General features: G+C 69.5%; 24 protein-coding genes. 18 read left to right on the top strand and 6 right to left on the bottom strand.

From position 1 onward, the window contains the following. Nucleotides 1–207: 207 nt before the first annotated feature. From ACWEVS_RS28940 to ACWEVS_RS28925, 4 genes are all read left to right on the top strand, one after another. Nucleotides 208–483: a Tn3 family transposase gene (locus ACWEVS_RS28940; RefSeq protein WP_452554110.1), complete on the top strand. Its 276-nt coding sequence runs from the start codon at nucleotides 208–210 to the stop codon at nucleotides 481–483. A gap of 647 nt (nucleotides 484–1,130) precedes the next feature. Next, a complete protein-coding gene (locus tag ACWEVS_RS28935) occupies nucleotides 1,131–1,556 on the top strand; it encodes a hypothetical protein (RefSeq protein ID WP_452554109.1) in 426 nt (141 codons plus the stop codon). Nucleotides 1,557–1,705: 149 nt separating this feature from the next. Further along, nucleotides 1,706–2,851, top strand: a complete 1,146-nt coding sequence (locus tag ACWEVS_RS28930; RefSeq protein ID WP_452554108.1) for a sensor histidine kinase — start codon at nucleotides 1,706–1,708, stop codon at nucleotides 2,849–2,851. Then, nucleotides 2,848–3,513, top strand: coding sequence for a response regulator (locus tag ACWEVS_RS28925; protein ID WP_452554107.1), 666 nt, complete (start codon nucleotides 2,848–2,850; stop codon nucleotides 3,511–3,513). The genes ACWEVS_RS28930 and ACWEVS_RS28925 overlap by 4 nt, the downstream gene beginning before the upstream one ends. Nucleotides 3,514–3,869: 356 nt before the next feature. On the opposite strand, the gene ACWEVS_RS28920 is transcribed toward ACWEVS_RS28925, so the two are convergent. Then, entirely contained in the window at nucleotides 3,870–4,328 is a 459-nt protein-coding gene (locus ACWEVS_RS28920; RefSeq protein WP_449919334.1) for a Clp protease N-terminal domain-containing protein, read from the bottom strand. A 6-nt stretch (nucleotides 4,329–4,334) separates the two neighbouring features. Beyond that, on the bottom strand, nucleotides 4,335–4,538 hold the full coding sequence (locus ACWEVS_RS28915; protein ID WP_326634848.1) for a helix-turn-helix domain-containing protein: 204 nt from the start codon (nucleotides 4,536–4,538) through the stop codon (nucleotides 4,335–4,337). Between the two features lie 74 nt (nucleotides 4,539–4,612). Here ACWEVS_RS28915 and ACWEVS_RS28910 point away from each other — a divergent pair, with 74 nt between their 5' ends. Continuing rightward, nucleotides 4,613–5,281, top strand: coding sequence for a DUF998 domain-containing protein (locus tag ACWEVS_RS28910; protein ID WP_452554106.1), 669 nt, complete (start codon nucleotides 4,613–4,615; stop codon nucleotides 5,279–5,281). A 347-nt stretch (nucleotides 5,282–5,628) separates the two neighbouring features. Beyond that, a complete protein-coding gene (locus tag ACWEVS_RS28905; protein ID WP_452554105.1) occupies nucleotides 5,629–6,189 on the top strand; it encodes a hypothetical protein in 561 nt (186 codons plus the stop codon). A 229-nt stretch (nucleotides 6,190–6,418) separates the two neighbouring features. On the opposite strand, the gene ACWEVS_RS28900 is transcribed toward ACWEVS_RS28905, so the two are convergent. Beyond that, on the bottom strand, nucleotides 6,419–6,694 hold the full coding sequence (locus ACWEVS_RS28900; protein ID WP_452554104.1) for a helix-turn-helix domain-containing protein: 276 nt from the start codon (nucleotides 6,692–6,694) through the stop codon (nucleotides 6,419–6,421). 290 nt (nucleotides 6,695–6,984) lie between these two features. Between ACWEVS_RS28900 and ACWEVS_RS28895 the strand changes: the two genes are divergently transcribed. Together ACWEVS_RS28895 and ACWEVS_RS28890 are read left to right on the top strand one after the other, a co-directional pair. Then, the gene (locus ACWEVS_RS28895) at nucleotides 6,985–7,182 is read left to right on the top strand and encodes a hypothetical protein (protein ID WP_452554126.1); all 198 of its coding nucleotides are present in this window, start codon (nucleotides 6,985–6,987) and stop codon (nucleotides 7,180–7,182) included. Beyond that, nucleotides 7,179–7,475: an integrase core domain-containing protein gene (locus ACWEVS_RS28890; protein ID WP_452554125.1), complete on the top strand. Its 297-nt coding sequence runs from the start codon at nucleotides 7,179–7,181 to the stop codon at nucleotides 7,473–7,475. Before ACWEVS_RS28895 ends, ACWEVS_RS28890 begins: the two co-directional genes overlap by 4 nt. Before the next feature lie 130 nt (nucleotides 7,476–7,605). On the opposite strand, the gene ACWEVS_RS28885 is transcribed toward ACWEVS_RS28890, so the two are convergent. Genes ACWEVS_RS28885 through ACWEVS_RS28875 form a run of 3 tightly spaced genes read right to left on the bottom strand, consistent with a single transcriptional unit; the run spans nucleotide 7,606 to nucleotide 9,628 of the window. Continuing rightward, on the bottom strand, nucleotides 7,606–8,292 hold the full coding sequence (locus ACWEVS_RS28885; protein WP_452414675.1) for a methyltransferase domain-containing protein: 687 nt from the start codon (nucleotides 8,290–8,292) through the stop codon (nucleotides 7,606–7,608). After that, nucleotides 8,289–8,516: a 30S ribosomal protein S18 gene (gene rpsR / locus ACWEVS_RS28880; RefSeq protein ID WP_449919350.1), complete on the bottom strand. Its 228-nt coding sequence runs from the start codon at nucleotides 8,514–8,516 to the stop codon at nucleotides 8,289–8,291. The genes ACWEVS_RS28885 and rpsR overlap by 4 nt, the downstream gene beginning before the upstream one ends. Beyond that, nucleotides 8,513–9,628 (bottom strand): CobW family GTP-binding protein, encoded by a 1,116-nt coding sequence (locus tag ACWEVS_RS28875; RefSeq protein ID WP_452554103.1) that lies wholly within the window; start codon nucleotides 9,626–9,628, stop codon nucleotides 8,513–8,515. The genes rpsR and ACWEVS_RS28875 overlap by 4 nt, the downstream gene beginning before the upstream one ends. A gap of 70 nt (nucleotides 9,629–9,698) precedes the next feature. On the opposite strand from ACWEVS_RS28875, the gene rpmG reads away from it, so the two are divergent. The 10 genes from rpmG to ACWEVS_RS28825 all read left to right on the top strand — a co-directional run bounded on the left by rpmG (nucleotide 9,699) and on the right by ACWEVS_RS28825 (nucleotide 16,633). Further along, the gene (rpmG, locus tag ACWEVS_RS28870; protein WP_452414673.1) at nucleotides 9,699–9,863 is read left to right on the top strand and encodes a 50S ribosomal protein L33; all 165 of its coding nucleotides are present in this window, start codon (nucleotides 9,699–9,701) and stop codon (nucleotides 9,861–9,863) included. Beyond that, entirely contained in the window at nucleotides 9,860–10,105 is a 246-nt protein-coding gene (locus tag ACWEVS_RS28865; RefSeq protein WP_449919356.1) for a type B 50S ribosomal protein L31, read from the top strand. The genes rpmG and ACWEVS_RS28865 overlap by 4 nt, the downstream gene beginning before the upstream one ends. Then, complete coding sequence (gene rpmB / locus ACWEVS_RS28860; RefSeq protein ID WP_452554102.1) at nucleotides 10,105–10,341, top strand: 50S ribosomal protein L28; 237 nt, start codon at nucleotides 10,105–10,107, stop codon at nucleotides 10,339–10,341. The genes ACWEVS_RS28865 and rpmB overlap by 1 nt, the downstream gene beginning before the upstream one ends. After that, complete coding sequence (gene rpsN, locus ACWEVS_RS28855) at nucleotides 10,341–10,640, top strand: 30S ribosomal protein S14 (protein WP_449919360.1); 300 nt, start codon at nucleotides 10,341–10,343, stop codon at nucleotides 10,638–10,640. Before rpmB ends, rpsN begins: the two co-directional genes overlap by 1 nt. Nucleotides 10,641–10,642: 2 nt before the next feature. Then, nucleotides 10,643–10,807, top strand: a complete 165-nt coding sequence (gene rpmF, locus ACWEVS_RS28850; protein ID WP_449919361.1) for a 50S ribosomal protein L32 — start codon at nucleotides 10,643–10,645, stop codon at nucleotides 10,805–10,807. 713 nt (nucleotides 10,808–11,520) lie between these two features. Continuing rightward, nucleotides 11,521–12,927 (top strand): ABC transporter substrate-binding protein, encoded by a 1,407-nt coding sequence (locus tag ACWEVS_RS28845; RefSeq protein ID WP_452554101.1) that lies wholly within the window; start codon nucleotides 11,521–11,523, stop codon nucleotides 12,925–12,927. Then, nucleotides 12,924–13,859, top strand: coding sequence for an ABC transporter permease (locus tag ACWEVS_RS28840; RefSeq protein ID WP_449919365.1), 936 nt, complete (start codon nucleotides 12,924–12,926; stop codon nucleotides 13,857–13,859). The genes ACWEVS_RS28845 and ACWEVS_RS28840 overlap by 4 nt, the downstream gene beginning before the upstream one ends. Continuing rightward, nucleotides 13,856–14,617, top strand: coding sequence for an ABC transporter permease (locus tag ACWEVS_RS28835; RefSeq protein WP_449919368.1), 762 nt, complete (start codon nucleotides 13,856–13,858; stop codon nucleotides 14,615–14,617). Before ACWEVS_RS28840 ends, ACWEVS_RS28835 begins: the two co-directional genes overlap by 4 nt. A gap of 34 nt (nucleotides 14,618–14,651) precedes the next feature. Continuing rightward, complete coding sequence (locus tag ACWEVS_RS28830; protein ID WP_452554100.1) at nucleotides 14,652–16,112, top strand: ABC transporter ATP-binding protein; 1,461 nt, start codon at nucleotides 14,652–14,654, stop codon at nucleotides 16,110–16,112. Beyond that, entirely contained in the window at nucleotides 16,103–16,633 is a 531-nt protein-coding gene (locus tag ACWEVS_RS28825; protein ID WP_452414668.1) for a GNAT family N-acetyltransferase, read from the top strand. The genes ACWEVS_RS28830 and ACWEVS_RS28825 overlap by 10 nt, the downstream gene beginning before the upstream one ends. Nucleotides 16,634–16,685: the final 52 nt, after the last annotated feature.

Below are 16,685 nucleotides of genomic sequence, written 5' to 3'. Positions count from 1 at the left end.
TGGTGCGGATGTGCCGAAACCCTCTACGGACCCGGGCTGGAGTCAGCCGGAGCGGGTCGGCGGGTTTCTCCCAGGGGCGCCGCAGGTCGTCGGCCAGCCCTCGGGCCAGACGCAGTTGGGTGTGGACAGCCAGAATGAGCCAGGTCCACCGGTCGGCCGCCTCAGGGCTGCGGATCTTGGGGGCGGTCCAGCCGAGGGTCTGCTGCCTTGGGCGATCAGACGGACCAGACATGGTGTTTGACCGTTTTGACCAGCTCTGTCATAGCGTGGACGACCGAGTACTACTCACTCGCCGTGCTGCAGCTGCGGGCGGCCGGCAGGGACGTTCCCGACGAGCTGCTGGCCCACATCTCCCCGGCGCGCAGCGAGAACGTCAACTTCTTCGGCGTCATCACCGTGGACGTCGAGGCGGAGCTGGCCAAGCCGGACGGCGGCGGCTGGAGACCGCTGCGCCCGGCGACTGCGGATTCGACGGTGATGTGACCCGCCGGGGCAGAAGGGCCAATTCCCGGGCGCGAGAACACGCGCCCGTCGTCGATGCCGATCACGATATTGGGCTGGCGCTAGGACCGCGAGCGGATCCTCGGTCATGAACGCCCCGCGCATACGGACTGTCCCCCACTGCGCCACCCACCCAAGACGGGTCGCAGGACGGCGCTTGTCGGCCACCGCCTCCAGCACGCCACGATCCAGCCGGAAGAGCCCGTTCCGGCTCCGCCGCTGACGGCTCCTCGGGGAAGCGGCCATGCCGGGCGGCTCGTCAGAGAGGTTCGGAAAGGCATGGCCCCAGGAACGTAAGCCCAGCAGCCAGGCCAAAGGTCGCGACATCGAACCGAAGCGAAGATCGCGTTCCTAGCGCCAATTTCTGCACTCAGCCTCCACCAGTACCGAAGGCGAAGAAGTCGGCCTCCCACGTCATGCCCGGCGCGACTGGCCTGGACATGCCGTCCTAAAGCCCTGACAGTCTCGGCCTTGTGCGGTCGGTTGAGGCCTGATGTCTACTCCCTTCGGTGTAGTGCGTACGGCGAACGGTGCAAGGTCAAGTGACGATCAACGGACGACGCGCTCCCGCTGCGGCCCGGCCTAGCGTTTCTCCTCGAGATAGCCGGATGAGAGCTGGAGGAATCGCCATGAGCAAGAGAGTGATGGCTGCGATCGCCGGGCTGAGCTTGACGGCCGGTTTGCTGGGATTGGCCGGCGCGCCGGCTGGTGCCCAGGTCGGCACGGCCAGCGAGGCTGTCACCGCTGCGATGGCCGTGCCGAAGCCGCCGAAGGGCGCCAGGGCGGTGGTTCAGGTCAGCCCCAATCCCACCACCAAGCGAGGCCAGGAGGTGACGATCACCGGCCACTGTGGCGGCGGCAAAGGGCTCAAGGCCGTGCTCGCCGGGCTCGACAGGGAGCACCCAGTGCTACAGAACATCCGCATCGTTGAGGACAACCCGAAGGGATTCGTGGCGAAGGCGACCCTCGCCCCCAAGATCGGTAACGGCGTCGGTCCTGTTTTCGTCGACTGTGGCGGCGAGGCAGGCGTGACCCTCCTGGTCACCCACGTCTGATCCGAACCTTCCCACCCGGGCTGGTAACAGATCCAGAGCTTCCGCAGTCCTTGAGTCCGCCGATCCACGCGGCTACGGAAGCCGAACACGCCGTCCTGTACGCCCCGGCCCGGCGTTACACCCGTCACCCCTCGAGAAAGGGCCTCCGCATGGCAGAGCCGCCCCCACGACGCGAACCCGCTCCAGTCTGGCACTTCGCCCGGATCACCGACATTACGCTCGCTGCCTTCACTCTGGTCTTCTTCGTCGCCGTAGCCCTCGCCACCGGGGTGCACAGCCCCTGGCAGGGCACGATCCCCCTCGCTCTGCTTCTCGGAGCGCTCCTGCTAGTCAGACGCCGCTGGCCGATGACCGTGCTGCTGCTGTCGATCGGCGGGATCTTCGCCTATCACCTCACCGGACATTGGTCTCCCGCCGGTTGGATCTGGCCAGCCGCGGTCGCCTACTTCACCGCCGCCACCACGCCACGCGTGCGCTGGGTGGCCGCCATCGGCCTGGCTCAACTGGTCTACTCCGCGGTCGACTTCCGCTCGGTCCTGGACACGAACCCGACCCGCTACCTGATCCACGTCGCGGGGGAAGGACTGCTCCTGGCGATCCTCATCGCCGCGGGCCTCACCTACACCGCCGCGATGCGCTGGCGCGAACGGCTGCGCGAAACCGACAGCCGTGCCCGCGCCGCCGAGGAACGGCTGCGCGTCTCGCACGAGGTTCACGACGTCATCGCCCACACGCTGGCCGTCGTCGGCGTTCAACTCAATGTCGCCGCCGACACTCTTGAGGAGGACCCGGCCGCGGCCGCCGCCGCGCTACGCCTGGCGAAGGACGTCAGGAACCGGGCGATGACCGACCTCCGCTCCCTCATCGCGGTCTTGCGCGACAACCCCGGCGACACCGTGCCCCAGCCCGATCTGGCCTCCTTGGGCACTCTCATCGCCGACGCCCGCGCCGCAGGGCTTGACGTGACCCTCGACGAGCACGGCGACCCGGCGACCGTTCCCGCCATTCCCGCCATTCCCATCTACCGCGTCGTACAGGAGTCCCTCACCAACACGCTCAAGCACGCGGGGGCGAGCAAGGCCGAGGTGACGATCAATTACGCGTCGGGCTCGGTCACCGTCGAGATCAGCGACGACGGCCGCAGCGTCCCAGGCGGTGCCGATGTCACCGAAGGCCATGGCCTGGCGGGCATGCGCGAGCGGGTGAGCGCACTCGGGGGCGTGCTCACCGCGGGGCCGGTCCCCGGCGGTTTCGCCGTGCGGGCCGACATCCCTGTGGCAGGCTCGACGGCATGACGATCAAGGTGCTTCTCGTCGACGACCAGGCACTCGTACGGGCCGGCTTCCGCAGCCTGCTGGCCCGCTCCCGGGACATCACGGTAGTCGGCGAAGCCCAGGACGGCGACGAAGCCGTAACGTTGTCCGCGAGCACCCGCCCCGATGTGATCCTCATGGACATCCGCATGCCGGGCACCGATGGGATCACCGCCACGCGCCGCATCGTCACCAACCCGACCACTCTGGGCTGTCGCGTCATCATCCTCACCACGTTCGACACCGACGAACATGTCTTCGCCGCCCTGCGCGCCGGCGCCAGCGGCTTCCTCACCAAAGAGGTCGAACCCGCCGAACTACGCCAGGCGGTCGCCGCCGTCGCCGGCGGAGACGCGCTCCTGTCTCCGGGGGTGACCCGCCGCGTCATCGAGCAGTTCGCCCACCGGCAGGACCTCACGCCCAGCGCGGGGCGGCGACTGGCCGCCCTCACCGCCCGGGAACTGGAGACGGTCAAGCTCGTGGCGCTCGGTCTCTCCAACAACGAGATCGCCGAGCGCCTCGTCATCAGTCCGCTCACTGCCAAGACCCACATCACCAGGGCCATCGCCAAACTGAACGTGCGCGACAGGGTCCAGCTGGTCATCCTGGCCTACGAGAGCGGCCTGATACGGCCCGGCGCGTGACATCGGGATCAAAGGTCAGCCACCAACCCGGAACCAGGCATCCATCCCCCTTGGTTCGCTTAAGCCTCCGAGCGTCGGCATTTGGGGTCATGGGGTGTTCACGGGTGGATCTGGCCTGGGGTGGAGGAGGGGGCAAGAAGATCGTTTCCCGGCATGAAGATGATCGTTTCCCAGCTCCGAATCGATGCCCAGGATCCTGGAGTACAGGACAGCGGCGTAAGGGTTCCTCGATCCGCAGTGTCCTGGCGGTGGGTGCTGCGGCGGCTGGCTCGTCGACGTCGAAGTCCTGGCGCGCACATGGCCCGCTCACCACGACAACGTCCACGCCCACGGCACTCTCTTCGTCGCGCCATCGGCTACGGCGCAAGACGGGCGCGGGCAGTCACCCGGTCCACGCCGAGCTCGGTCAGCACGTCAGACGCGGGATCGGTGCGGTCACCGTCCAGGAGCCCGACCAGCAGGTGGACCGCGGTGACCCGGCGCGCGCGGCTGCGCCTAGCCACGACGAGAGCCCGGGACAGGGCGGCCTTCGCACCGGAGGTGAAGGGCATCCGTTTCGAAGGTGCCGAAATCATGGCCCGCTCGACGCCACGCGCATCTACGCCGATTGCGGCAAGGGCGGCATCATCCAAGACAGCGAGCGCGGACCGCGCCGATTCGACGTCCGCCCCGAGTGCCTGTGCCGCCTCTGCTTCATGGAGCACGCCGAGGAGTAGATGTTCTGTGCCAATGCGCCGGTCGCCGCGCCGCCGCGCCTCCGCCGGTGCGTGCGCCACGACCGCGGCTTGGGCGCCAGCCGTGAACCGTTCGAACATCGCAACTCACTTCCCGTGCTTGGCGTGGGCGGACTGGCGCGAGACTCCGAGCGCGTCGCCGATCTGCTCCCAAGACCAGCCTTCAGCTCGAGCGCGGGCTACTGCGGCGGCCTCGACCTGCTCCGCGAGCCGGTGCAGGGCACCGACGGCGCGCAGCCCCACCGCCGGGTCGTGCGACCGCAGTCGGGCGACCAATTCGGGCTCCTCCATGACTGTCAGTTTGGATTGACAAGCGGCACTTGTCAACCCAAACTGACAGACCTCAAATACTCGAGGAGGGCTCAATGTCCAAGGCCACGTTCATCTGCGGCATCGCCGCCGGTCCGCTGTTCGTACTCAGCTTCCTGATGCAGGGCGCCGTTCGGAACGGCTACGATCCGCTGCGCCATCCGGTCAGTTCCCTCGCCCTCGGCGACCATGGCTGGGTGCAGAGCGCCACATTCCTCGTCGCCGGCGCGTTGACCACCGTCTTCGCCGTCGGGCTCCGACGGAATCTGCACCCAGGGCCCGGCAGGCTATGGGGCCCAATGCTCGTGGGCGTGTGGGCGCTCGGCCTCGTCGGCGCCGGCTTGTTCACCACGGACCCGGTGAGTGGATACCCGGCTGGCAGCCCGGATCTGCTGCCTGCCTACGGCAGCACCCAGGCGGCCCTGCACGACGCCGTGTCGCTGGTCGCCTTCGTCGCGATCCTGGGGGCCTGCATCGTGTTCGCTCGCCGGTTCGCCTCCGAGAACCGGCAGGGCTGGGCGCTGTACTCGACCGCGACCGCCATCGTCGTCCTCGTCGCCCTCGGACTCTCGAACGCGGCCTTCGCCCAATCGCCGAACCTCGTGGCCTTCGGCGGCCTGTTCCAGCGAATCATGATCGTTGCAGCCTGGTCATGGCTGACCCTGCTCGCCCGGGACATATATGGCAACAGTGAGCGATCAGGGCTGAGCGCCCGGATCCGTTAGCCGATCGCGCATCGGACATCGGGCTGGACGAACCGGAGATGACGCCGACCGGCATCGGGGTTGAGGAACCGGCGCACAGCCGGCCCGTTATGCGCGCGGTCCGCCCCAGATGCCCCGCCACCGGCACTACCCGCTCTACGCCCACCTTCGGCGACGCGCCAGCGGCGGCATCCGGGAGACGTTGGACCTTGGATCCGCCATCCCTACGACGGGCGCGTGCAGACTGGCTGCCCGCTCTCCCCTCCAGCCCGTGAAGGCGGAGCGCCGTATGCAGGTGTTGATCTTGATTGTGGTAGTGACTGCCAGAACTTCCCCGCTTACAGTGTGGAGTTGTTGGACCACATGGCGTGAAGCGGATCGGGTGGGCGCGTCTGCGCTCTTTCGTGGAGGGCGACGTGACGTCACTGTTGGAACGTTTGGCCCAGGCCGAGGAGGCTGCCACCGAGAAAGCGACCGAGCTGCGTGAGCAACTGGCAGCTGCGGAGGAACAGCTCCGGCGCCTGTCCATCACCCGCGAGACGCTGCGGGCATTGTCGGCCCAGAGCGAGCAGGTGGCGGGATCGGGCGAGTCAGGCGCCGAGGAACCAGTCGAGGCGGGCAAGAGGCATGAGCCGGACGGCCCAGCCGGGCCTTCCGGCGGGACTGCGGCGTTGCCGGAGTTGCGCGGAGTTCGCCGGCAGACGGTGGCGTTGCTGGCCACGGCACAGCGGCCGATGCGGGTCCGGGATGTGGTGGTGGCGCTGGGCCAGCCGGACGACCGGGGGAAGGTGGAGTCGATGCGGTCGCGGTTGCTGCGGCTGGCCGCCGATGGATGGCTGACCCGCTGCGAGGGCGGCACCTACGCGATCGCCTCGGGCGTGAACGGCAACGCCCCAGCCTGGGAGGGAAGTGAGCCGATAGCTCCGTGAGTGACTGAAGCGGGGTGCCGCCGAGATTAGGCCCTCGGCGGCACCCGAGGTTGCGTGAGCACCCTCCAGGTTCTAACTGACAGTGGCTCGCGCACTCCCGAGAGTAACCCGGATGGGATGTCTTGGGGAGGGGCGTCGAGCCTGGATTTCGCCTGCCCTGCTGGCGGCAGGGACGGGGCGGGAAGGATCGGCGATGCCCTCACCAGGGCGAAGGTGGGTTCGTCGCGGGTCAGCCTCTCCCGGATCCGCCGGGCGAGGCAGGCCAGAGCCGGATGGCCAAGCCGGCTTCAAGTTGGGCGATGGTCGCGACGTCGGGCCAGCAGCGGCCGGCGATGAGGTCGTTGATGGTCTGCCGATTGACGCCGGACATCACCGCGAGACGGCGGAAACTCAGCCCTTGCTCGGCGATCACCTCGGCCAAGGTGGCGGCGATCGCTTGGACGACGGCGGCGGCCGGGTGGCCGGACAGATCCACGTGGGGCCAGTTCTCCAGGTCGTCGGCCAAGTTCCGGGGAGACCGGGAACGCGCGCATCCTCCGACCATGACAAAGTGCTCCTTTCGGTTAATGTCGTCGCGCTCAGTAACGGCAGGTTGTTCTGCCGCTATGGGTGGGGTGTGACCCTCGACGCGGAAACCTCGGCCACGATCAACGGCTACCGGCCGTCTCCGCGCAGCCTGCGCGCGTAGGCCTCGACGTCGTCGTGTACCGGGTCGTCGGCGCCGACGGCGAGGACGGCGGGCGCCACCCCCGCCAAGGAAGGAGCTTTGACGCGATCTTTCTGAACCGCCTGTAGGTGCTGTTCGTGATGGAGGTCCATCCGCGGCGCGTGCACATTCTGGGTGTGACCTGCCACCCGACCGGCGCGTGGACCGCTCAGCAGGCCCGCAACCTCCTGATCAACCTTGGCAGCGAGCGGCGTCGTTCCGCTTTCTTGTCCGCGATCGGGACGCCAAGTTCACCGCCGTCTTCGACGAAATCTTCGCCGCCGTGAGTATCACGGTGTTGAAGACGCCGCCGCGGACACCAAGGGCCAATCGCTATGCCGAGAGGTGGATCTGTACGGTGCGCGCCGAATGCACCGACCCTCTGCTCATCTACGGTGAACGGCACCCGCGCGCGGTCCTGGATGACTGCATCGATCACTACCACGGGCATCGTCCTCACCAGGCGCGTGGGCAACGACCACCCGATCAAGATGAGCAGGTTGTGGTGCCTATGGGAGGTCGGATCCAACGCCGCCGGATACTCGGCGGAGCGATCAACGATTACCGCCGAGCCGCATAGCTTGGCCAGGGAAACCGCAGATCAGAACGTATGCGCAATTTTTGACGCGCTACAAGGCGTGCGGGCTGCTGGACTGAGCCAAGTCCCGCAGCACATCCACCCACCCCAGCGGCGGCGAAGGAGATCCTCGTCACCGGATGGCGACGAGGATCGTGTCGTCGCCTACCTGCCACACCGTCCCCACTTCGACGAACCCGGCGTCGCGCAGCAGCTGCTCGTGTACGGCGACGGACACGCGATGATCGGCCTCCACGGCCGGCTCGGCATCTATGGCTCTCCACCACGATGACCAGTCCTCGTGATGGAGAGCCGCCGCTGCTCGCCTGACCGTGGCGGCCAAGTCGGCGACCATAGGTTGCTCGTCGTAGAGGTTGTCGGCGTTGACGAAGACGCCGCCGGGGCGCATCCGCCCGGCCAGTTCGCCGTACATCCCGGCGAGCGTCTCAGGCGGCAGATAGTGCAGAGCGGTGCTGGACATCGCCGCGTCCACCTTCCGATCCAGCCCGAGCAGGCCCGGCCAGCCGGGGACGCTCAGATCGGCCTCGATGAAGCGCGCCACGGTCGGGTACCCGGCTCTGCCGAGGGCGAGGAGCAGCGGGTCCACGTCCACGCCGACGATCTCCGCCTCCGGCAGGCGCTCGGCCGCCCGGCCGGACAACGATCCGGGACCGCAGCCGAGGTCCAGGATCAGCGGCTGGGCCACGTCGCGAAGGGCATGCGCCAGCACGTGGACGATCGTCGCGAATCGCTCCTCCCGGTTGGCGACGTAGCGCTCCTGCTGGGCGTCCCACCGGGCCAGCGCCTCCTCGGGCGTCATCCGCGCGTGCGGGAGACGTACGGCAGGAGCGCCATCTCCCGGGCGTTCTTGATGGCGGTGGCGAGCTGGCGCTGCTGCTGGACGGTGACGCCGGTGACGCGACGGCTGCGGATCTTGCCCCGGTCGGAGACGAACCTGCGCAGCAGGTCCGTGTCCTTGTAGTCGATGGAGCTGACCCCCAGGAGCGGGTTGCTCTTCTTGCGCGGGGTGCGGCGCGGCTTCATGCGGTCTCCTTGAGCAGGGGAGCGAACGGGTCGTCGAATTCGGCGGCGGACTCGTGCGGCGCGAGCAGGCAGGAGTCGAGCAGGGCGTGGATGCGCTCGTGGTCGAGGTCAGGGCCCATGAACACCAGGTGCTGGACGCGGTCGCCGACGATCGGGTTCCAGTCGAGGGCGGCGATCGTGCGGCGGGTCGGGGAGACCATCTCCCAGGCGGCTTCGGGCAGCGAGGCCAGCCACGGCCCGGCGTCCTCCACTGAGATGATCCCGGCGACCGCGTCCCAGGCGAGCATGCGGTCCTTCTGGCTGGCCAGCCAGAACCGGCCGCGGGAGCGGACCGACTCGGTGACCAGCTCATCGACGGCTTCGAAGAGGCGGGCGGGGTGCAGCGGGCGCAGCCGCCGCCAGACCACGGTGGTGACCTCGCCGGTCTGGGCGTCGCAGGGGAGCTGGGCAGTGGCGGGGTCGACGCGTTCTGCCAGCGCGGCGGTGCAGACGGCGGGGCCGGTCACCGCGGGGAGGTTCTCGGCGTGGACCGGGGTGTGGGGCGCCAGGTGGGTGAGGATGGCGCGGGTCAGCTCGTGGTCCTCCTCGTCGCCGCCGCGCAGGGCCAGGCCGGTGGCGTATTCGAGCTGGCGGGCCAGCACCTCGGCCAGGTAGCGCTGGTCTCCGGCCGCGGCGGGCTGGCCCGTTTCGATCAGTTTCTCGCCGCGGACGATGTCGATCGGCAGGTGTTCGGCATCCAGGGCGGTCAGCACGCTGGCCAGGCGGAGGATCTCGTGGGCTTCCTCGCTGTCGAGTGCTTCGGCCACGGATCGGGGTTCGACCGAGTCCCAGAGGTCGACGACGAGCAGCGGGGTGGCGTCCGCGTGCCGTACCAACTGCGGGAGCAGGTCTTCGCGGACGGTGCAAGTGACGCAGCCGTGCGCGAGCCGGATCTCCGAGACGTCCAGCATCTCGTCGGCGGTGCGGACCGTGCGCTCGACGCGGCCGGAGGTCACGTTGAGCAGGTCGTGGTGGATGGCGACGGCGCCGGGGTGCTCGCGAAGGAGTTGGTGGACGACTGCGGCGCGGGCCGCGGTGTGCAGACCCGCGACCAGGACGACGGGGGTTGACACAGCACCTCCCATAAAAATGAAAACCGTTGTCGTTATCATGGCATACTGCTGCGACAGGAAAGGACAGGCCTTGACCAGAAACGAACTTCGGCCGGTGATCAAACTGCGGTCCACCGCAGGCACCGGCTACACCTACGTGACCCGGAAAAACCGGCGGAACGACCCCGACCGACTCACGCTCCGCAAGTACGACCCGATCATCCGCCAGCACGTCGCATTCCGGGAGGAGCGATGAAGAAGGGCATCCACCCGGACTACCGCCCGATCGTCTTCCGTGACCCGAGCGCCGGGTTCGCGATCCTCACCAGGTCCACGATGACCAGTACCAAGACGATCGAGTGGGAGAACGGCAACACCTACCCCGTGGTCGACGTTGACGTCTCCTCGGCCAGTCACCCCTTCTACACCGGGCGCAGCCGCGTCCTGGACACCGCCGGGCGGGTCGACCGCTTCAACCAGCGTTACGGGAGGTCGTGATGTCGGCCCGCTGCCAGCTCACCGGGGCGGCGCCGGTCTTCGGCAACAACGTCTCCCACTCTCACCGGCGCACCCGGCGCCGGTGGAACCCCAACATCCAGCGCCGCCGCTACTGGCTGCCCAGCGAGGACCGGTTCGTCCGGCTGACGCTCAGCACGCGAGCGATCAAGACCGTGGACAAGATCGGCATCGAGGCGGCCGTGGCCCGGATGCGCGCCCGGGGAGAAAAGGTCTGATGGCCAAGAAGAGCAAGATCGCGGCCAACGAGCGGCGCAAGGTCGTGGTGGCCCGCTATGCCGTACGGCGGGCCGAGCTGAAGAAGCTGATCCGCACCGGTACGCCGGAGGAGCGGGCGGCAGCCGTACAGGAGCTGAACCGCCAGCCCCGTGACGCCAGCGCCACCCGCCTGCGCAACCGCGACTCCGTCGATGGGCGGCCTCGCGGGCACCTGACGAAGTTCGGCCTCTCGCGGATCCGCTTCCGCGACATGGCCCACCGGGGCGAGCTCCCCGGGATCACGAAGGCGAGCTGGTAGCTGTGGCCGTGCCCAAGCGCAGGACCTCGCGCAGCAACACGCGGCATCGCCGCAGTCAGTGGAAGGCGACCGTGCCGGACCTCGTCCCGATCACCGTGAACGGGCGGGACCTGCTGGTCCCTCGACGACTCGTCCGCGCCTATCAGCGGGGGCTCGCCGCTCGATGAGATTACCGCGCACCGGGTCGCCCGCCAGCATTGCCGGGCGCGGAACCGCAGAGGGCGATCCGGTCGCGCCATCGCGTCTCTCTGGCCCCGCGTGCGACAAGGTTTCAAGCGTGGAGGCTATAGAGCGATCACGGTGAACACCAGGTTGCCGGCCACCATCCATCTGTCAGTGAACTCGGTCAGTCGCCTACCGTCCATCTCACGGCCCGCGCCCAGGAGTGTGGCCGTGAAGCGCCCGGACGGATCGAGTGAACCATCCCGGTCGGACTGGCTGGATGGGGCGCGGCTTCACCGCCCCCGCACTCACGCGGCTGTGGGACTAGGGATTTGCAGGGCCGGTCGCGGAGCTGATCGCGGCACTCACGCTGTCGGCGGGCGTGATGATCGCCCAGCCGTTCGTGCTCGCGCTGATCCCCGCCTTCGCCCGCGACGGCCTGTCCGGCACCTACTTCGGGGTGTCTACCTGATCTCCGGCGTCGCGGCGGCAGCGGGCACCGCCACTCTCGGCTGGGCCGACCGCGCCGGACCTCTGCTTTGCGCGGCCATCGGCCTCGGCTGCACGACGTCACAACGAAATGGAAAGGCACCACCCCATGAACGATCACCTGAACCGCCGTGGCTTCCTCGGCTTCACCGCCGGCTTGTCGGCCGCCGCGCTCACTGGGTGCGCAACACAGCCCGCCGCCTCAACCGGGGGCTCGACAGGAGGCAGGTTGCGGGCGGCTTTCGCGGGAGGCGGCGCCACGGAGGTGCTCGACCCGCACCTGGCGAACCTCTTCGTCGAGGCGGCCAGGTCCAAGGCCATGTTCGACAAGCTCGCCGACCTTGGCGCTGACGTGTCGCCGCAACCGAGGCTAGCTGAGAGGTGGGAGCCGTCGGCCGATCTCACCCGGTGGCGGATCACCCTGCGTCAGGCCGCCTTCCATGGCGGCCGCCCCGTGCGCTCCCAGGACGTGCTGGCCAGCTACGCCCGCATTCTCGACCCGAAGCGGACCTTCCGCGCCAAGTCGAGCCTGGCGGTGATCGACCTGGCGAACAGCCGTGCGGTGGACGAGCGGACGGTGGAGTTCGCGCTGAAGCGGCCGTTCGTGGAGTTCCCCAACGTGCTGGCGGCGTTCGGCACCTACATCGTCCCCGAGGGCGCCGAGGACTTCACCAAGCCCGTCGGCTCCGGCGCGTTCTCCTTCGTCTCCTTCCAGCCCGGCCGTTCGGTGCTGCTCAAGCGCAACCCGGACTACTGGGACGGCGCGCCGTACCTGGAGGAGTTGGAGTTCGTCATCGCCAACGAGGAGTCCGCGCGGATCAACGCCCTGCTCGGCGGGCAGGTCGAGTACGCGCACGACCTCACGCCGACCACTGCCCGGCAGTACGGCTCGCGGGTCAAACTGGTCCGCTCGCCCAACAGCGGCATGCAGGCCTTCGCCATGAAGGTGGACCGCCCGCCGTTCGACGACCGGGACCTGCGCGAGGCGATGTTCCTGTTGACCGACCGGCAGCAGTTGGTGGACACGATCATGCCGGGAGCGGGGCAGGTCGGGAACGATCTGTTCGGAAAGGACTACCAGTACTACGCCGCCGACATCCCGCAGCGCGAGCCTGACCTGGACAAGGCGCGGGCGCTGATCCGCAAGGCGGGCGCGGAGGGGTTCACGGTCCAGTTGACGACCTCGGCCGCCGCCGCGGGCTTCGTCGAGTCCGCCAGCGTCTTCGCCGACCAGATCCGCAGGGCCGGGTTGAAGGCCGAGGTGGTGACGGGCAACAAGGACACCTACTGGGCCGACATCCTCACCAAGGGTTCGATGGTCAGCTTCCGCTCCGGCGCCATGCCGATCGAGACGCACATCGCCCAGCGGCTGCTGTCGACCTCCACCACCAATGCCACCAAGTGGGCCCGCCCCGAGTTCGACGCGCTGTACGCCAAGGCCGTCTCCACCGCCGACGAGCAGGCCCGCCGCCTGGCCTACCACCGGATGCAGGAGATGCTGCACGCCGAGGGCGGTCTGCTGGTCTGGGGTTTCGCCGACTGGATCGTCGGAACGGCCGCGAACGTCACCGGCGTGCCCAGCGCGCCCGCCAACACGCTCGACTGGGCCCGCTTCGACAAGGTCCGGCTGGGGTGAACCTGCCGCGCTACGCAGGGCGGCGGCTGCTGCTGGGCCTGGGCCAGGTGATCGGTGTCGCTGCCATGGTGTTCCTGCTCGCCGAGGCCCTGCCAGGGGACGCGGCCGTCGCTCTGGCCGGAGACAACCCCGACCCGCAGCGGATCGCGCAGATCCGCGCCACGCTGGGTCTGGACCGGCCGCCGCTGGACCGGTTCCTCGACTGGCTGGGCGGGCTCGCCCGCGCCGACCTGGGCGTCTCGATCGTCTCCGGCCGGCCGGTGGCGGAGATCCTGCTGGACGGGCTGGAGCCGACACTGGTGCTGGCCGGGCTCACGCTCCTGGTGCTCGTGCCGGCGGCGATCCTGATCGGCGTGGCCGCCGCCGTCCGTGAGGGCCGCGCGCTCGACCAGGCGCTGACCTCGGTGAGCGTCGCGCTGTACGCGATCCCGGAATTCGCCCTGGCCATCGTGCTGATCGCGGTGTTCGGCGTGGGCCTGGGCTGGCTCCCGCCGACCGCGGTCGGCGTGCAGGACCTGCTCGCGCATCCGGCGGTGCTGGTGCTGCCGCTGCTCGTCCTGCTCGCCCGGCCGATCTGCTCCATCAGCCGCCTGGTCCGCGCCGGGATGATCGACGCACTGCATTCCGGGTACGCGCGCCACGCCCTCAGGCTCGGCTTACCCGTCCTTCGGGTACGGCTGGCGCACGCGCTACCCAACGCGCTGGCGCCGGCCGTCCAGCAGATCGCTCGCACGACCGACTGGCTGCTGGGCGGGGTGATCGTGGTCGAGGCGGTCTTCGTCATCCCCGGTCTGGGCACGACCTTGACCGGTGCCGTCGACGGGCGGGACCTGCCGGTCGTCCAGGGGCTGGCGCTGGTCTTCGCCACCACCACCGTGCTGGTGAACCTCGTCGCCGACCTGGCGGCCTTCCGGTTGGCGCCGCGCGCATGAGACGGATAGTGCTCGCAGTACCGCTGCTCATCGCGCTTCTCGGCCCCTGGTTCGCGCCCGACGACCTCGCCAGGAGGGCGGCCTTCACCAGCGAGGGTCGGCTGGGCACCGACTTCATCGGCAGGGACGTGTGGCATCAGGTGCTGCTCGGCGGGCGGAGCCTCGTGCTCGTCGCGCTGCTGGCCACGGGTGGCGCCTACCTACTCGGCGTCCCGTGGGGGGTCGTCGCGGCCATGACCCGGCGGCGGGTGCTCGACGAGCTGCTCATGCGCCCGCTCGACCTGCTGCTCGCGGTGCCCTCGCTGCTTCTGCTCATCCTGCTGGCCACCGTCGCGCCCCGCGGTGTGCTCACCCTGGTGCCCATCGTCATGCTGATCAACCTGCCCGACGTCGCCCGGATCTCCAGGGCCGCCGCGCTGGAGATCGCCGGCCGGCCGGCGCTGGAGGCCATGCGCCTGCAGGGGGAGAGCCCGTGGCGCATCGCGGTCGGCTACGTGGGCCGCTCGATGCTGCGCACCCTTGCCGCCGACCTCGGCACCCGCCTGACCGGGGCGCTCTACCTCGTCGCCGCGGCCAGCTTCCTCGGCATCGGCGTCTCCCCCGACGCCGCCGACTGGGCCGTCATGGTGGACCGCAACCGCGCGGGGATGTTCCTCCAGCCGTGGGCGGTGGTCGTCCCCGCGCTGCTGATCGTGGCGCTGTCCGTCGGCCTCAACCTCACCTTCGACCGCGCCCTGCGCAGGAAGGCCAGCCCGTGACCGACGTCATCGACCCGCGCAGGAAGGCCCGCCCATGATCGACGTCGTCGACCTGCGCGCGGAGCCGATCCTGCACGGGGTGAGCTTCCAGGCGCCCGCCGGGCAGGTGCTGGCCATCGTCGGCGCCTCGGGCAGCGGCAAGACCACCACCGGACTGGCCCTGCTCGGCGAGCACCCACCGGGCGTCGACGTCACCGGCACCCTCACGGTGGCGGGGCAGGAGATCACCGCCACACACCCGCCCGCTCCTGGAACCGTGGGCTTCATCCCGCAGCATCCCTCCTCGGTGCTCAACCCCGTCCGCCGGATCGGCGCCGTGCTCAGGGAGATCGCCGCGCGGCACGGCACCTCCGTCGAGGCGACGCTGCGCCGCGCCCGCCTGCCCTTCGACCGCGCCTTCCTGCGCCGCTACCCCCACCAGCTCTCCGGCGGCCAGCAGCAACGCCTCGTGATGGCCCAGGCCCTGCTCGGCGATCCCGCCGTCATCGTGGCCGACGAGCCCACCACAGGTCAGGACGTCCTCACCCGCGACGAGGTGGTGCGCGAACTGTCGCAGCTGGTACGGCAGGGCATCACGATCGTCCTGCTCAGCCACGACCTCGACGTCGTGCGAGCCCTTGCCGGCCACGTGGTCGTCTTGCGCGACGGCCGGGTGGTCGAGGCGGGACCTGCCGACTCGGTGCTGGCCGAGCCGCGCGAGGAGTACACGCGCGCGCTGGTGGCCGCCCAGCCCAGCGTGGACGACGTCACAACGCGAACCGTCGAGGCGGAACCCCGACTGGAGGTGACCGGCCTGTTCGCCGGGCACGGCCGCGCGACCACCCTTCATGGGGTGTCGGTGCGGGCCGCCGCGGGCGAGTGCCTGGCCGTCGTGGGCCGCTCCGGCAGCGGGAAGACGACTCTCTCCCGGTGCATCGCCGGACTCCACCGGCCGAAGTCGGGGTCCGTCCGGCTTGATGGTCGCGGGCTGGCCCGCCGTACCAGGAAGGACCTGGCGGCGGTGCAGTACGTCTTCCAGGACGCCCGCGCCTCTTTCGACCCGTATCGCACGATCCTCGACCAGGTGGCCCGCACGGCCGTACGGCTGCGCGGGATGAGCACCGAGCAGGCCAGGACCGCCGCACGCGAGACCCTCGCCGAGGTCGGCCTGCCCGCCGCCGCAGTGGGGCGCCGGCCAGGTGACCTGTCCGGCGGCGAGCTGCAACGCGCCGCCCTGGCACGCGCCCTGCTCGCCGGGCCCGACGTCCTGATCTGCGACGAGATCACCTCAGGGCTCGACATGCTCACCCAGGCCGCGGTTCTCGACCTCCTCCAGCGGCTCGCCCGCCGACGCCGCCTCACCCTCATCATGATCAGCCACGACCTGGGCGTGGTGGCAAGGCTCGCCGATCACGTCGCCGTCGTCCACGACGGCCAGGTGGTCGAGCACGGCCCTGCCGCCCTCGTCCTGCCCACCATCGCCGCCAAGCAACGGGAGAACACACCGTGTCCGTGACCCACGACTACGAGCTCCGCGCCGCCGGTCCCGCCGACCTCGACGGCGCGCGCAGCGTCATGCTCGACACCTTCTACCGCGACCTCGGCTACGGCTACTGCCCGGAATGGCACGGCGACGTCATCGACCTGGAGGGCGCCTACCTTCGCGACCCGCGACACGGCCTGTTCGTGGCCGTCCACAGGGGACAGGTGGTGGCCACGACGGCCGTGCGCGCCATCGGGCCCAAGAGCCCGCCACACCCGGCGTGGCTAGCCGAGCGCTATCCCGAGCACCGCACCGCCCAGCTGTTCCGCGTCTACGTCCGCCCCGAACACCGGCGCCGCGGGGTTGGCAGGGGGTTGGTCGAGCTGGCCCGCGCCTTCGTCGCGAACAACCCAGGCTACGAGCATCTCTACCTGCACACCGACACCCGGGTGCCAGGGGCCGAGGCGTTCTGGCGCTCACTGGCGACCGAAGTGCACGATGACCGCGACGGCGACGCACGCAACTTCCAGACAGTCCATTTCGAGATCCCCTGAGGATCCCGAGGTTGGAGGCTCTACCTTGAGCGGCGTAGCACCAGGCGGCGGG

This window comes from Nonomuraea sp. NPDC003754 (assembly GCF_053605785.1).
This window is presented reverse-complemented; position numbering and strand designations above follow the sequence as displayed.

What these genes read in the sequence shown, in the direction of transcription:
- rpmB (WP_452554102.1), top strand. Translation starts at nt 10,105, where the DNA reads ATGTCGGCCCGCTGCCAGCTCACCGGGGCGGCGCCGGTCTTCGGCAAC.
- rpsN (WP_449919360.1), top strand. Translation starts at nt 10,341, where the DNA reads ATGGCCAAGAAGAGCAAGATCGCGGCCAACGAGCGGCGCAAGGTCGTG.
- ACWEVS_RS28910 (WP_452554106.1), top strand. Translation starts at nt 4,613, where the DNA reads ATGTCCAAGGCCACGTTCATCTGCGGCATCGCCGCCGGTCCGCTGTTC.
- ACWEVS_RS28915 (WP_326634848.1), bottom strand. Translation starts at nt 4,538, where the DNA reads ATGGAGGAGCCCGAATTGGTCGCCCGACTGCGGTCGCACGACCCGGCG.
- ACWEVS_RS28830 (WP_452554100.1), top strand. Translation starts at nt 14,652, where the DNA reads ATGATCGACGTCGTCGACCTGCGCGCGGAGCCGATCCTGCACGGGGTG.
- ACWEVS_RS28865 (WP_449919356.1), top strand. Translation starts at nt 9,860, where the DNA reads ATGAAGAAGGGCATCCACCCGGACTACCGCCCGATCGTCTTCCGTGAC.
- ACWEVS_RS28930 (WP_452554108.1), top strand. Translation starts at nt 1,706, where the DNA reads ATGGCAGAGCCGCCCCCACGACGCGAACCCGCTCCAGTCTGGCACTTC.
- rpsR (WP_449919350.1), bottom strand. Translation starts at nt 8,516, where the DNA reads ATGAAGCCGCGCCGCACCCCGCGCAAGAAGAGCAACCCGCTCCTGGGG.
- ACWEVS_RS28835 (WP_449919368.1), top strand. Translation starts at nt 13,856, where the DNA reads ATGAGACGGATAGTGCTCGCAGTACCGCTGCTCATCGCGCTTCTCGGC.
- ACWEVS_RS28920 (WP_449919334.1), bottom strand. Translation starts at nt 4,328, where the DNA reads ATGTTCGAACGGTTCACGGCTGGCGCCCAAGCCGCGGTCGTGGCGCAC.
- ACWEVS_RS28935 (WP_452554109.1), top strand. Translation starts at nt 1,131, where the DNA reads ATGAGCAAGAGAGTGATGGCTGCGATCGCCGGGCTGAGCTTGACGGCC.
- ACWEVS_RS28925 (WP_452554107.1), top strand. Translation starts at nt 2,848, where the DNA reads ATGACGATCAAGGTGCTTCTCGTCGACGACCAGGCACTCGTACGGGCC.
- ACWEVS_RS28885 (WP_452414675.1), bottom strand. Translation starts at nt 8,292, where the DNA reads ATGACGCCCGAGGAGGCGCTGGCCCGGTGGGACGCCCAGCAGGAGCGC.